12 protein-coding genes are annotated in these 13,869 nt (G+C 43.1%); 8 read left to right on the forward strand and 4 right to left on the reverse strand.

Annotation, left to right across the window (positions count from 1 at the left end; genetic code table 11):
• Positions 1-217: transposase (locus AC1DXF_RS19370; protein WP_477449268.1), on the forward strand; the 217-nt coding region annotated here is incomplete at its 5' end.
• Between the two features lie 135 nt (positions 218-352).
• On the forward strand, positions 353-586 hold the full coding sequence (locus AC1DXF_RS19375) for a hypothetical protein (protein ID WP_477450348.1): 234 nt from the start codon (positions 353-355) through the stop codon (positions 584-586).
• Between the two features lie 85 nt (positions 587-671).
• Here the strand turns inward: AC1DXF_RS19375 and AC1DXF_RS19380 are convergent, their stop codons facing one another.
• The gene (locus tag AC1DXF_RS19380; RefSeq protein WP_477450349.1) at positions 672-1,220 is read right to left on the reverse strand and encodes a hypothetical protein; all 549 of its coding nucleotides are present in this window, start codon (positions 1,218-1,220) and stop codon (positions 672-674) included.
• Between the two features lie 303 nt (positions 1,221-1,523).
• Here AC1DXF_RS19380 and AC1DXF_RS19385 point away from each other — a divergent pair, with 303 nt between their 5' ends.
• Entirely contained in the window at positions 1,524-3,023 is a 1,500-nt protein-coding gene (locus tag AC1DXF_RS19385; protein WP_477450350.1) for a malate:quinone oxidoreductase, read from the forward strand.
• On the opposite strand, the gene AC1DXF_RS19390 is transcribed toward AC1DXF_RS19385, so the two are convergent.
• The 3 genes from AC1DXF_RS19390 to AC1DXF_RS19400 form a co-directional block, all read right to left on the reverse strand.
• Complete coding sequence (locus AC1DXF_RS19390; RefSeq protein ID WP_477450351.1) at positions 3,020-4,000, reverse strand: TonB family protein; 981 nt, start codon at positions 3,998-4,000, stop codon at positions 3,020-3,022. The two genes, AC1DXF_RS19385 and AC1DXF_RS19390, sit on opposite strands and share 4 nt — an antisense overlap.
• Positions 4,001-4,053: 53 nt before the next feature.
• A complete protein-coding gene (locus tag AC1DXF_RS19395; protein WP_477450352.1) occupies positions 4,054-5,055 on the reverse strand; it encodes an energy transducer TonB in 1,002 nt (333 codons plus the stop codon).
• 66 nt (positions 5,056-5,121) lie between these two features.
• The gene (locus AC1DXF_RS19400; RefSeq protein WP_477450353.1) at positions 5,122-7,725 is read right to left on the reverse strand and encodes a M1 family metallopeptidase; all 2,604 of its coding nucleotides are present in this window, start codon (positions 7,723-7,725) and stop codon (positions 5,122-5,124) included.
• A 322-nt stretch (positions 7,726-8,047) separates the two neighbouring features.
• Here AC1DXF_RS19400 and AC1DXF_RS19405 point away from each other — a divergent pair, with 322 nt between their 5' ends.
• The 5 genes from AC1DXF_RS19405 (at position 8,048) to AC1DXF_RS19425 (ending at position 13,853) form a co-directional block, all read left to right on the forward strand.
• Positions 8,048-8,998 (forward strand): glycosyltransferase family 2 protein, encoded by a 951-nt coding sequence (locus AC1DXF_RS19405; protein WP_477450354.1) that lies wholly within the window; start codon positions 8,048-8,050, stop codon positions 8,996-8,998.
• 134 nt (positions 8,999-9,132) lie between these two features.
• The gene (locus tag AC1DXF_RS19410; protein WP_477450355.1) at positions 9,133-10,101 is read left to right on the forward strand and encodes a glycosyltransferase family 2 protein; all 969 of its coding nucleotides are present in this window, start codon (positions 9,133-9,135) and stop codon (positions 10,099-10,101) included.
• A 132-nt stretch (positions 10,102-10,233) separates the two neighbouring features.
• Complete coding sequence (locus AC1DXF_RS19415) at positions 10,234-10,812, forward strand: hypothetical protein (protein WP_477450356.1); 579 nt, start codon at positions 10,234-10,236, stop codon at positions 10,810-10,812.
• A 3-nt stretch (positions 10,813-10,815) separates the two neighbouring features.
• Positions 10,816-12,312, forward strand: a complete 1,497-nt coding sequence (locus AC1DXF_RS19420) for a GH3 auxin-responsive promoter family protein (protein ID WP_477450357.1) — start codon at positions 10,816-10,818, stop codon at positions 12,310-12,312.
• A 353-nt stretch (positions 12,313-12,665) separates the two neighbouring features.
• Entirely contained in the window at positions 12,666-13,853 is a 1,188-nt protein-coding gene (locus AC1DXF_RS19425; RefSeq protein WP_477450358.1) for a 1-deoxy-D-xylulose-5-phosphate reductoisomerase, read from the forward strand.
• Positions 13,854-13,869 lie beyond the last annotated feature (16 nt).

A 13,869-nucleotide genomic window follows, 5' to 3' on the forward strand; every position in this document is an offset into this window, starting at 1 on the left:
GTATAACGATGTGGAAGAGTCGGGAATAGATGCTTTTAAAACGGTGGCAAGGTCTGTACAAACGCATTATGAATCGATCCTGAACTTCTTTAACAACAGAAGTACCAATGCCTCAGCAGAATCATTCAACGCCAAGATCAAAGCATTCAGGGCTACTTCAAGAGGTGTTAGAGATACTACCTTTTTCCTCTTCAGGCTCGCTAAAATATATGCTTAAACTGATCTTCCCCCAGAAATACGGCTTGATCCGAAAGCATTTCCATTTCCGGTTGAACACGAAAAAATTATCCTGAACAAGATACTGACCAATGAAGATTATAACACGTTAATATTAGGTCATCGCCCACAGGATATGGACGATAGATGGTTTGTATATTATAAAGACTCGTGGCTTTACCTGCACAGAAGCTGGACCGGCTACTGCATCTTCAAAGTTAAGTTAGCCCTTATTGATGAGAGGTATGTGCTGACAGAAGCCTTGTTAAGCCGCGACCCTGACCAATTCAAATCGACCGATGAAGAATCGGACATTAACATTATTAATTTCGTTATCGATTTAGTTATAAAAGGCAATTTGCGTACTTAGGTTAAATCGCGCTGAAAAGGGCACTCTCCCGTCCGGTACCCTTGCAAATAAAAAAATCTTGCTACTTGATACTAACTACTTGATACTATTTATTTCCCGATGCTACTCCCCAATAACAACTGTTTCTGATCTTTTTCAGTAACTCGGGTGTAATGCTGCTTACCGCATGCTCCAGCTTATTTTGGGTGTTTATGAGGTACATTGTACCATCTACATTGTTATAAATATAGGCAATCAGCTTTTTATCCTCCCCGTCTTCTATCCTTTTCACATCTACCCGCACAGCATTGGTTTTGTCGCTCGTATCGGGTTGCAACACAGGATTGGTGGCTTTTACCCAATTAACGGTATAGTTAATATCCTGCGGCGATAAACCGGCGGTATTGGCCTTAAAACTCTTGCTATCCTGTATAACCTGCAACAGGCATTTTATGCATGGATCGCTAACGGTAGCCGTTCCATATTTTTTGCCGGGGTTATTGTAAACGCTATCTTTTTTTCCGGCCACCTGCACAGTGGTTTTGGTAATATCTTTTGATACAGCTTTTGGCCTGGCTTTTTCCTGTTTGCAGGCGCTTATGGTTATCAGCGCAAGCGCTATAACAAAACCGGCATTTAATTTATTAAGGATCATAACTTAATTACAATAGTGGCTTAATAAATACAGTCCAGTATCTATTTTGTGTTAATTTATTATAAATACAATTGTGGTAATTTGTTCAAAAACGTGGCTATCTAAATTTAAACATGGTTTTTATTGCAATTAATGGACAGATAGAGACAGATTTTCTGTAAAAAATCCTTAAAATTGTCAAATTTATTTCCCGCCTGCTTCAATCAGCTATCCGGGGTTAAATCAGCATAACAATTTTGCAAAAACCGGGTTATACCTGGTATAATTAATTTCAAAATACCTTTTACAGGGTATCATACTAAGATGGTTAACAGCGATAAAGTTTCGGGAACAACGGTTGATGTGGTTTTAATAGGCGCGGGTATTATGAGCGCAACACTTGGGGTAATGCTTAAAGAATTACAGCCCGATTTGACTATCGAAATTTTTGAACGGCTTGATGTTATCGCTTCAGAAAGCTCGGCGCCAATGAATAACGCGGGTACCGGCCACTCGGCTTTTTGCGAATTGAATTATACGCCCGAACTGCCCGACGGCACCGTAGAAATAAAAAAAGCCATCAAAATTGCCGAGCAGTTTGAGATTACCAAAGAATTCTGGACTTATCTCATCGATAAAAAATATATCGCGTCGCCGCAAAGTTTTATCCGTAAGATACCGCACATGAGCTTTGTTTGGGGCGCAGACAATGTAAACTACCTTAAAAAGCGCCAGCAGGCCCTTATCAAACATCACTTTTTTAAAGGGATGGAATATTCTGAAGATAAAGCGCAGATTAAAAAATGGATTCCGCTGGTAATGGAAGGACGCGACGAAAACGAGGCTGTATCCGCCACATTTATGGATATTGGCACCGATGTTAACTTTGGCAGCCTTACCAGCAGCTTAATTGATAACCTGAAACAAAAACCGGGCGTTAACCTAAGCCTTAACCACGATGTAAGCAACCTTAAACGCAATAAAGATGGCAGCTGGCTGGTTACGGTAAAAGATAAAACAAGCGGCGCCAAAAGAAAACTGAACAGCAAATTTGTTTTTGTTGGCGCAGGTGGCGGCGCTTTGCCGCTGTTGCAAAAATCGGGCATTCAAGAAAGCAAGGGCTTTGGCGGCTTCCCTGTAAGCGGGCAATGGCTGGTTTGTAACAACCCCGATGTTATCAAACGCCACGAAGCTAAAGTTTACGGCAAGGCATCGGTAGGTTCGCCGCCAATGTCGGTGCCGCACCTGGATACCCGGATGATTGATGGCAAACGCGAACTGCTGTTTGGCCCTTACGCAGGTTTCTCTACCCGTTTTTTAAAGAAAGGATCGTTGCTTGACCTGTTCGGATCAATTAAACTAAACAATATACTGCCTTTACTGGCCGTGGGCCGAGATAACTGGCCGCTAACCAAATACCTGATCAGCCAGGTGCTGCAATCGCCTGCCGACAGGCTTAAGGCCTTGCAGGAATACCTGCCGACCGCCAAAGCCGAAGACTGGACACTGGACATAGCCGGCCAGCGCGTACAAGTGATCAAGAAAGACGCCAAACACACCGGCGTACTGGAATTTGGAACCGAAGTGGTAACATCTGCAGATGGAAGCATATCGGCCCTGTTAGGGGCGTCGCCGGGCGCGTCAACATCGGTGCCAATTATGGTACATTTAATTGAGCGTTGTTTTAAAACCCATATCAAAACTACCGAATGGCAGGAAAAACTGAAGCTGATGATCCCATCTTACGGGCAATCATTATCAAACGATGAGGCTTTGAGCGTTGCCACACGCGAGCGTACGAGCAAGGTTTTGGGGCTGAATTAACGGCCACCCAGGCTAAAATTTATCGGTATCGAATACCGGACGCGTACCGGGGCACCGTTTTGAATGCCAGGCTGCCATGGTGGAGACAGTTTGACAACTCGTATAGCTTCTTCATCAATACTTTGACTTAAGCCCCGAATTACCTTTATGTCGTTTAAAGTACCGTCTCTCTCCACTACAAAAGTGACAATCACCTTACCCTGAATACCACTGTCGCGGGCATCACCCGGATAACGTAAATTTTGGGCGATAAAACGCATGAAGGCGTCCACCCCTCCCTTAAATTCGGGAAGCATTTCAAAACCTGTGAACTTATACTGATTTCCCTTTTTATCATAGGTAATACCCGAGATCATTTTACCGTTGGTGTATCGGCACACATAATAAACCGAATCATTTGGATAGCCTTTCCAATCGCCGTTTTCAATGCCATTTGTCACCTCACCTTCCTGGTACAGGGTTTTACCATCGGCCCTAAACTTTAACCATTTGCCGTTACCATTTTCGGCCAGTACTTTACCGGTTGAATCATTACAGGAAACGAGATTCAATCGGCCATTTTGATAGTTCCCTGTTAAATAAACCTTCCCGTTTGGATAAGATTCAATAATAGCGCCCTCCCTGTGGCCATCCTGGTAATTGCATATCAACTTCTTATGTCCATTGGGGTAAAATTCGATACAACTACCTTGTAAATTAACATTGGAAGTCCATACACTTGAATTACCCATCATTTTAAGTTTACCAGTCAAATAATAATCTTTTACCTGGAATAAAGTTTTATCGACCGAGGTATCCGGCGTAATTACAAGGCGAATAAAATCGGCGCTGTCTTTATCGTTAACAGGGATACTTTTTACCCTATCGTAATCCAAATAGGTATTTTTCATGTACGATACAATAGTGTCCTGCTGGGCTTTCACACTATGAATGCCTAATACCATTGTAAGGATAGCTAAGTAAATTATTTTACGCATAGATTTAGGAATAATGGTTGGTAAGGGGTTATTTAGATGATGTATTCTGATTATCATTCCAATGCAAAACTGATAGGCATTGAGTAACGAACGTCTGTTTTAATACCATATTTATACCCTGGCTTCCATTTAGGCGATTTCTTTATACAGTTTAACGCCTGTTCATCCAAACTCGGGTAAAGACTTCTGATAACTTTAACATCTGCAAGTGATCCATCCGTTTGAACAACAAATTGAACGATAACCCTACCCTGAATTCTTTTGTCGCGTGCATCAGATGCGTAAACAACTGAACGGGCAAGATAAGCGAGCAATTTATCTTGTCCTCCCGGGAATTCGGGCAGGCTTTGAATTTGAGTAAAAGGATATACATTACCTTTGGTACTTATACTTTTGCCTTCTTTTAAAAGGCCCATATCGTATTTACAGCTATAATTAACAGTATCATTTAGCTTGCCATGCCATTCACCATCCTCAACGCCTTTTTTCACTATTCCTTCGGCAAATGGCACATTACCACCGTGGTATTCTACCCACTTTCCATCGCCTCCATCTGCCAGTACATTACCTAACGAATCAAGGCATTGGGTTAACTTTAATACCGGTCGTCCAATACTGTTAACGTAATTGCCGTCGCCAACAGTTTTAACTGTATTTACACGGCCGTTGGGAAAACATTCAATCACATCCCCGGCTAACCTACCTTTGTCGTACTGGTAAATGTCTTTTTTATGACCGTTTTCAAAATATTCGATGCATGTGCCCTGTAACTGCGTACGCCACGTTGGTGATAACGACTCGCCAGAAAACTTAAGCTTGCCGTTTAAATAATAATCGTTAACCCGATAAAAACCACCATCAGTAGCAGGCGATAAAAGTACCCGAATAAAAGTAGCATCTTCCTTTTTCATGGCAGGCTCACCCGCTCCGGCATCGTAGGAATCGTAACCATCGTTAACATCTCGCATATACAACATTACCGTATCTGTTTGGGCAAACAGGTTATTGGTAACACATGCAGCTATTATTACTAAAACAAGTAAAATTTTCTTCATATAAATTAAAAAGGGCGTTGATATTTAAATATCAACGCCCTAAATATATAAAATGTTAACTAAAAACTATTGAAACTGCACCGCCGGCATATTGCTATTTACCGCCGTTTCTTTAACCTTAAAATCGGCCGGGTGGCCAAGGATAACCGTTTTTATTAAAAATGGAATTTTAACGCCACCGTTTATACCCTCGTAATTTCCCCATTCGGTAACCGAGCTTGAGGTGCCATCAATTACCTGCTTTATTTTGAGGCCGGTTTTTTGGCTGTAATAGTTTTTAATAGTTACCCCGTCGGCAATATGTATGTCAATTTCATACGCCATATCGTTGTTTACTACTTTCAGTGCAGAATCAAGTCTCATCGCATTTCCAAACCTGTCATAATCCAGTTCGGGAAATGGTTTGCTTTTTTCTTTAAGTATTTTTTTGGCTACATCATCCAAAGGCATATCATGATTTATCTGTTGCACACTGATGTTGTCGTTATTAACCAAAATACGGCTTAATGCCAGGTTATTATATGATGGAACTGTAATTTGCTGAAAGTACATCCCCGGAACACGGTACCTGGAAAGCATTTGCACTTCGGAGCCCTGAACGCTTGCCGCCGCCGAAACCTGCAGGTCTTTTATATTTTTCAGCTTATCAACCCCGCCAATAGCATCAAGATAGGTTTTAATTACGCTGGCAGCGGTAACCCCGGCCGGCACCGGCAACCCGCTAAACGAATTATTTTCGGGGTTAACATCCGGTAGTTTATGGTCAGGATCTATAGTCGCCAAAGTTATTTTGGAGGTCGATTTATACGGAAAAGTCCAGGTGCCACCCCGCTGCCATATTTCGGCAGGCAGTTTTACAATGCCGGTTTTGCCGTTTTCTTCTTTAATGCTGATGATTACCGGCAGGGCCATCTCTTCCAGGTTCTCTATAGTAATCAGCGCCCCTTTTGCCGGGTCGCCATCCTGGTAAGCAATACCGCTTATCGCCTGGTCAAGTTTCCAGGTGGTAAAAAACCATTCGTTCCAAAACCAGCTCAGGTCTTCGCCGGCGGCGTTATCCATGGTATGAAAAAAGTCCCAGGGCGTTGGATGTTTAAACGCCCAACGTTTTATATAGGTGCGGAACGCGTAATCAAAGCGCTGCTCGCCTAAAATTTGCTCGCGCAAAATCGTTAGCCCCAAAGCAGGTTTTTCATAGGCGGCTACGCCCAAAAAGCCCTCCTGTAGCACATCGGGAACGTTCATAATGGGCTCAGCATCGGCACTAAATAAACCCGATGCGGCTTTTTGTTGGTCTACAGGTTCATAATACTCGCCTTTATTAAATACGCGGGTATCTACATTATTTAAAAAGGTGTTAAAACCTTCGTCCATCCAGGCATATTTACGCTCGTTTGAGCCCACAATCATCGGGAACCAGTTGTGGCCAAATTCATGGTTGGTTACTTCCCAAAGGCTGCCTGCTTTACTTTCCCATCCGCAAAAAACAATTCCGGGGTATTCCATCCCCCCTACCGTACCTGCCACATTGGTTGCTACAGGGTAAGTGTACTCAAACCATTTATCTGAATAAAGCTCAATGGCCGCCTTCACATACTCTGTCGACCGGCTCCAGGCATCGTTACCCTTAACTTCGGCAGGATAAACCGATTGTGCCAGGGCTTTTTTACCGCTGGGCAAATTAATCCGCGCCGCGTCCCACACAAATGCCTTTGAGGCCGACCAGGCTACATCGCGGGCATTTTTACAGGCAAAGTGCCAGGTAAGCATCGGCTTTTTGGGGTGATCGTTACCGCTCAAAACATCAGCCTCATCCTTTATCATCACTGTTTTATCGCTTGCACGGGCAGCAGCCAGGCGGCTCATTGTAGTTGGCGAATAAACATCATTTGGATTAAGCAATTCGCCCGAGCCGGTTACCACCAGGCTTGCGGGGGCTGTAATGGTGTAATCAAAATTACCATACTCCAGGTAAAACTCGCCGGCGCCAAGGTAAGGCAGTACATTCCAGCCGGTTACATCGTCATAAACTTCCATGCGGGGGTACCACTGGGCAACCTGGTAAATCCAGCCATTTTTTGTTTGCAGGCGGCCCATACGGTCGGTACCATATTGGGGAATTTCGAAGCCGTATTCTACTTTAATCTGTAGCTTGCCACCAGCGGCCTTCAACGAATCTTTAAGTTTTATTTGCAGGCGGGTATCGGTAACCAGGTAGTCGGCCTTTGTGGTTTTGCCGTTTTTTATAATGTAAATAGCCTTTATTTCGTCGCCTTTGGTATAGCTACGGTTGGCAAACCGCCCCCCGGTAACCGAGCTGGTAGCTTCGGCGCGCGAATCCTCGCGGTAAATATTCTGATCGTCCTGCAGCCATAAAAAAGTCAGGGCATCCGGGCTGTTGTTGGTATAGGTTATGACGGCGGTTCCGTCAACGCGATGCTTCACGGTATCCAACGTAACATCAAGCTTATAATCGGCGCGGTTTTGCCAGTATTTTGAGCCGGGGGCGCCACCGGCATTCCGGTATTCGTTGCCTTTATCGGGATAAAATAATGGATTGAAAACTTTATGCTGATCGTATTTTGCCCCCTGTTGATCGTCGGTTTGAGCGTAGCCTAATGTGGAAAAAAAACACGGCAGAACAAAAAGAATTGCTTTACAAAATTTCATGAAGGCTTTATTTATAATGACAGGCAAGTTATGCAAATATTTCCAAGTGCTTTTAACGTAATAGAGGCTTTACATATTGTGAAGAGCCTCACCTAAATAAGCCTCACCCAACCCTCTCCAAAGGAGAGGGCTTAAAAACAATCGCAATCATGCAAATCAAAAGTCCTCTCCTTTGGAGAGGATTTAGGTGAGGCTTCCTTTGGAGAGGGTTGGGTGAGACCGAAGCTTAAAAATCATTATACAAACCATTCCCTATTTTTTATATTTTTGCGGATGATTGCGGGCAGACCATATTTTTAGCCCGGCATCACATTCCTTATAAATGGATATATCAGTTGTAGTACCGCTTTATGACGAAACAGAATCATTGCCCGAGCTTACCTCATGGATAAGCCGCGTAATGGATGATAATCGTTTTACTTATGAGATCATATTAGTTGACGATGGTAGCAAAGATGGGTCATGGGATACGATCAGGAAACTAAGTTTTGATAACCCATTCATTAAAGGCATCAAATTCAGGCGTAACTATGGCAAATCGGCCGCGCTTAATACTGGTTTTGCTGCCACCAGGGGCGACGTGGTAATTACTATGGACGCCGATTTGCAGGACAGCCCCGACGAAATACCTGAACTTTACCGCCGCATTACCGAAGAAAAATACGATCTGATATCGGGATGGAAAGCCAAACGGTATGATCCGTTGAGCAAAACCATACCAACCAAGTTATTTAACTATGCCACCCGCAAAATGAGCGGTATAAATAACCTGCACGATTTTAACTGTGGTTTAAAAGCATACCGCGGTACAGTAGTCAAAAACATCGAGGTTTATGGCGAAATGCACCGCTACATCCCGGTATTAGCCAAATGGGCCGGTTTTACCAAAATTGGCGAGCAGGTAGTTGAGCACAGGGCGCGCAAATACGGCAAAACCAAGTTTGGTATGAGCCGCTTTGTAAACGGTTTCCTGGATTTGCTGTCGATATTTTTTGTAGGCAAGTTTGGCAAGCGCCCCATGCACTTTTTTGGAACTATGGGTACAATCAGCTTTTTTACCGGATTGGTAATAGCGATTTGGATAATGTCAGACAAGCTTTATAATCTTTCGCATCACATCAAAGAAAGACAGCCAACAGATAATCCCTGGTTTTATATAGCTATTGTGGCCATTATTTTAGGCTCGCAGCTGTTTTTAACCGGCTTTGTTGCCGAACTGGTTTCCCGTAGTTCAAGCGAACGGAACCATTATTTGGTAGAGGAAGTAATCTGATTTGAAAATTTGAGGATTTGAAAATTTGAAAATTGATCTTTTCAAATTGAAATGATTGAAAAGCCCGACATTTTCAAATCCTCAAATTTTCAAACGGCGAAGCCCTCAACGAAGTTAATCCTCAAATTCAAAACATGTTTTTTTCCATCATCATTCCCTTATATAACCGCCCGCAGGAAATTAAAGAGCTGCTGGAAACACTGGTGCTGCAAACGTACCGGAATTTTGAGGTTTTGGTGATTGAAGATGGTTCGGTTAATGATGCCGAAGCCATTGTAAATAGCTTTGCCGGCAAACTGAATGTTCGATATTTTAAAAAAGCAAACGAAGGCCAGGGCTTTACCCGCAATTTTGGATTTGAACGCGCCCAAGGCGATTACTTTATCATATTCGATTCGGATTGTTTGATTCCTGCTGATTACTTGCAGATTGTGAACAATTCGTTAAGCGCAAACTACCTGGATGCCTATGGTGGCCCGGATGGTGCGCATGCTTCATTTACGCCAACGCAAAAGGCCATTAGCTATAGTATGACCTCCCCTTTTACAACCGGCGGCATCCGCGGTAATAAAAAAGGGATCGGGCAGTTTCATCCACGCAGTTTTAATATGGGTGTATCCAGGCAGGTTTGGGAAAAATCCGGCGGCTTTATTATTACCCGCCTGGGCGAGGATATTGAATACAGCATCCGCATCCATTCCATGGGTTTTAAAATAGGCCTTATCCCCGATGCTATTGTTTTTCATAAGCGCCGCACCAATTTTGTTCAGTTTTTTAAACAGCTGCATTTTTTTGGCAGGGCGCGTATTAATATTTATAAGTTTTTCCCCCGGGAATTAAAGGCGGTGCATTTTTTCCCGGCGGCGTTCACGCTGTTCCTGCTTTTCACGCTCATTTTCAACCTGTTGGGATGGCAGATAGCCAAATTGGGCAATTTTATAGTGTTGTTTATCATTTTGTTAATATTTTTTCATGCATGGTGGAAAAATAAATCAGCAAAAATCGCATTTTTGAGCATTATAGCTGCCTTCACTCAACTAACAGCCTACGGGATAGGATTTATGCAGGATTTTTGGAAGCGAGTAATTTTTAACAGATCATAATAACCTATGTACCACGCCTTTTCTGTTGCAGAAACATTTAGAACTGCATGGAATATTTTTAAACGAAATTTCGTCACAATTTCCGTATTTTCTGTTATCGGGTTTCTGATCGTTATTATATCAGGTTTTATTGTGTATTACTTTTTCGACGATGGCGCGGTATTCGGATTGGGCGGCTTTTTTATTTTACTTACCGAAATAAGCTTCATATTTCTGGCATTCAATAAGTTAGTCTTCAGGCTCATTGATAAAGAATATTACGATTTTGATTTTTCTGAAGTAGTGCCTACAATTAAAATGCTGGCAAGCTACCTGGCTTTATTAGTGTTGGTTAGCACCCTTGCCGTACTTGTTACCCATTTAATAGAAAGCTTTGATAAAGGTTATGCCAAGGATATATTCGGGATAACTATTGGCATTTTTGTACAGTTTTTTTTCCTTTTCTATTTTCCCATCTGCACTTGCTTTATAGTTGATGATGCTTCGGGCCCGATTGAATCGGTGGTGCAAAGCTTCCACTTGATACGAGGGAACTTTTTAAAATACCTTATTATATTTATCGTCATCGAGGCTTTAATATTTGTTGGATCCTTAACCATTCTCGGTATCTTATTTGTGATCCCTTTTGTGAATATCATCCTGATAGCCACCTACCGTAAACTGGTTTACAGCCACCAGGATGTAGATGATGACCTGTCTGAAACCAACTAACAAATGGGCTTTAAATCTGTATTGAGCAAAGTTTTTGCGGCCCTTGTAAACAGGGAGCTTAACTACCTGCGTAAAAACGCGCTCGTATTACAACAAAATACATTTAGCAACCTTATTTACCAGGCTAAGGACACCGCCTTTGGCAAAGCGCACAATTTCGCGCAGATCAATAATTACGAAGATTTTAAACGCAATGTCCCTATCCATGATTATGAAGACCTCCGTCCTTATATAGACAGGGTTGTAAAAGGCGAAGAAAATGTGCTGTGGCCGGGCAAACCAAAATATCTGGCCAAAACATCCGGTACCACATCTGGCGTAAAATATATCCCGATATCAAAAGAGAGTATGCCGCAGCACATCAAAGCTGCACGCAATGCCCTGCTTAGCTATATTCACGAAACAGGCAACGCCGAATTTGTCGACGGTAAAATGATCTTCCTGCAAGGCAGCCCTGTGCTGGCCGAAAAGAATGGTGTTTCAACCGGCAGGCTCTCGGGTATTGTGGCCCACCATGTACCGGGTTACCTTCAAAAAAACAGGCTCCCCAGCTATCAAACCAATTGCATCGACGATTGGGAACAAAAGGTTGATGCCATAGTTGAAGAAACTTTTAATGAAGATATGCGCCTCATCAGCGGCATCCCGCCATGGTGCCAGATGTATTTCGACAGGCTTTCGGCAAAGGCTGGCGGCAAAAAGGTGAAAGATATTTTCCCTAATTTTAAATTGTACGTGCATGGAGGCGTAAATTACGAACCTTACCGAGCCCGGATGGAAGAAAGTATTGGTTTTGATATCGATTCAATAGAAACCTACCCGGCATCCGAAGGCTTTATCGCTTTCCAGGATTCGCAAAAGGAAAAAGGGTTGCTGTTGCTGGTAAATTCGGGTGTGTTTTACGAATTTATCCCGTCCGAAGAATATTTTAACGCAAACCCTACCCGCATCAATATCAAAGATGTGGAACTGGAGAAAAACTACGCGCTCATTATGAATACCAGCGCCGGTTTATGGGGATATAGTTTGGGCGATACCATTAAATTTATATCTAAAAACCCTTACAAAATTATAGTAACCGGCCGCATTAAACATTATATATCCGCCTTTGGCGAACATGTTATTGGCGAGGAAGTGGAACATGCTTTAATGAGCGTGGCCAAAGCTGAGGGCGTAGATGTGGTCGAATTTACCGTAGCGCCACAAGTTAACCCGCCGGCCGGGCAACTACCCTATCATGAGTGGTTTGTGGAGTTTGGAACGCCGCCGGCCAATCTTCAGGCTTTTGCCATAAAAGTGGACAAAGCCCTGCAAAAGAAAAATATTTACTATTTTGACCTGATTGAGGGTAACATTTTGCAACCTTTGATCATCCAAGGCCTGAAAAAAGACGCGTTCATTAATTTTATGCGATCGGAAGGAAAACTGGGAGGACAAAATAAGGTGCCAAGGCTATCGAACGACAGGAAGATAGCGGATGGGTTAAAAGCGTATATTTAAGCCCCTCTAAATCTCACCTAAAGGGGAGACTTGAAAAAGACAAACAGGCATAACAGAAGCGTATTATAATTATATTCGCAGAAAAAAGTGGCATGGGTAGCCGTAAAATTTAATGAAACCCTGAAGCGGAGACGGCATTCAAAAACAAAGACTGTCATGCTGAGGTACGAAGCATCTATTCGCGAACTTTTCTATCGGTCATGCATAGCTGATAGATCCTTCGTTCCTCAGGATGACAGGAAAATTGGACATGTGATGGGTAGCCCGCCGAAGCATAGCGTGCAAAGGCCTGTCTGCGCGTGTTTTTACAAGCATAGGATGACCGGTATTTTTCTTATATAAAGATATTATAATTGAGTAACCAGATAAAAAACATTGCCATACTTGGCTCAACAGGCAGCATAGGAACCCAAACCCTCGAGGTGATTAAAGGTAACAGCAACCTGTTCAGGGCTTTTTTGCTTACCGCGCACTCCAACGCCGGGTTATTAATTAGCCAGTCTATTGAGTTTATGCCGGCGTATGCCATTATATGCGATACCGGCAAATACCTGCAGGTTAAGCAGGCATTAGCCCACCTGCCGATAGAAGTACTGGCAGGCCACCAGGCTATTATTGATACAGTTACACACCCCGATATTGAGATAGTACTTACCGCTATGGTTGGCTTTGCCGGTTTGGAGCCTACCATTGCAGCTATAAAAGCAGGTAAGGATATTGCCCTGGCCAATAAAGAAACTTTAGTTGTGGCTGGCGAAATAGTAACCAACCTGGCCAAACAACATAACATCAAAATTCTGCCTGTTGATTCCGAGCATTCGGCTATTTTTCAATGTTTGGCGGGCGAAGAAAACAACCCGATAGAAAAACTGATCATTACCGCGTCGGGCGGGCCGTTCCGCGGCCGCAGCCTTGATTTTTTGACAGGCGTAAGCCGCGAGGACGCTTTAAAACACCCAAACTGGGTAATGGGCGCCAAGATCACTATCGACTCGGCCTCGCTCATGAACAAAGGCCTGGAGGTGATAGAAGCCAAGTGGTTATTTGACGTAAGTGCAGATCAGATTGACGTAGTTGTTCATCCGCAATCTATTATCCATTCTATGGTGCAGTTCCGGGATGGATCGATTAAAGCGCAAATGGGACTGCCCGATATGAAGCTGCCTATCCAGCATGCGCTCACCTACCCTAACCGCATCCAGAATGATTTTAAACGCTTTGATTTTACGGCTTACCCTAACCTGACGTTCGAAAAACCAGACCTGGAAACTTTCCGCAATCTTGGTTTAGCTTATGCGGCGTTAAAAAAAGGCGGTAACATGCCCTGCATTATTAATGCGGCCAATGAGATTGCAGTTGCCGGCTTTTTAAACAACAGCATCGGATTTTTGGCCATGAGCGACCTTATTGAGGAGTGTATGCAGCAAATAACTTTTGTATCGCAGCCAACCATAACCGATTATTTGAATACCGACAAAGAAACACGCATCTTTGCGCAAAATTTTATACAAAAACGGCCGTTAAAGGCTATAAACTATTAATAGATAAATATAACTA

Source organism: Mucilaginibacter sp. P2_A5 (assembly GCF_056404995.1).

Coding starts and splice junctions, on each gene's coding strand:
- AC1DXF_RS19380 (WP_477450349.1), bottom strand. CDS start 1,220: ATGATCCTTAATAAATTAAATGCCGGTTTTGTTATAGCGCTTGCGCTG.
- AC1DXF_RS19400 (WP_477450353.1), bottom strand. CDS start 7,725: ATGAAATTTTGTAAAGCAATTCTTTTTGTTCTGCCGTGTTTTTTTTCC.
- AC1DXF_RS19385 (WP_477450350.1), top strand. CDS start 1,524: ATGGTTAACAGCGATAAAGTTTCGGGAACAACGGTTGATGTGGTTTTA.
- AC1DXF_RS19375 (WP_477450348.1), top strand. CDS start 353: ATGGACGATAGATGGTTTGTATATTATAAAGACTCGTGGCTTTACCTG.
- AC1DXF_RS19405 (WP_477450354.1), top strand. CDS start 8,048: ATGGATATATCAGTTGTAGTACCGCTTTATGACGAAACAGAATCATTG.
- AC1DXF_RS19395 (WP_477450352.1), bottom strand. CDS start 5,055: ATGAAGAAAATTTTACTTGTTTTAGTAATAATAGCTGCATGTGTTACC.
- AC1DXF_RS19420 (WP_477450357.1), top strand. CDS start 10,816: ATGGGCTTTAAATCTGTATTGAGCAAAGTTTTTGCGGCCCTTGTAAAC.
- AC1DXF_RS19410 (WP_477450355.1), top strand. CDS start 9,133: ATGTTTTTTTCCATCATCATTCCCTTATATAACCGCCCGCAGGAAATT.
- AC1DXF_RS19390 (WP_477450351.1), bottom strand. CDS start 4,000: ATGCGTAAAATAATTTACTTAGCTATCCTTACAATGGTATTAGGCATT.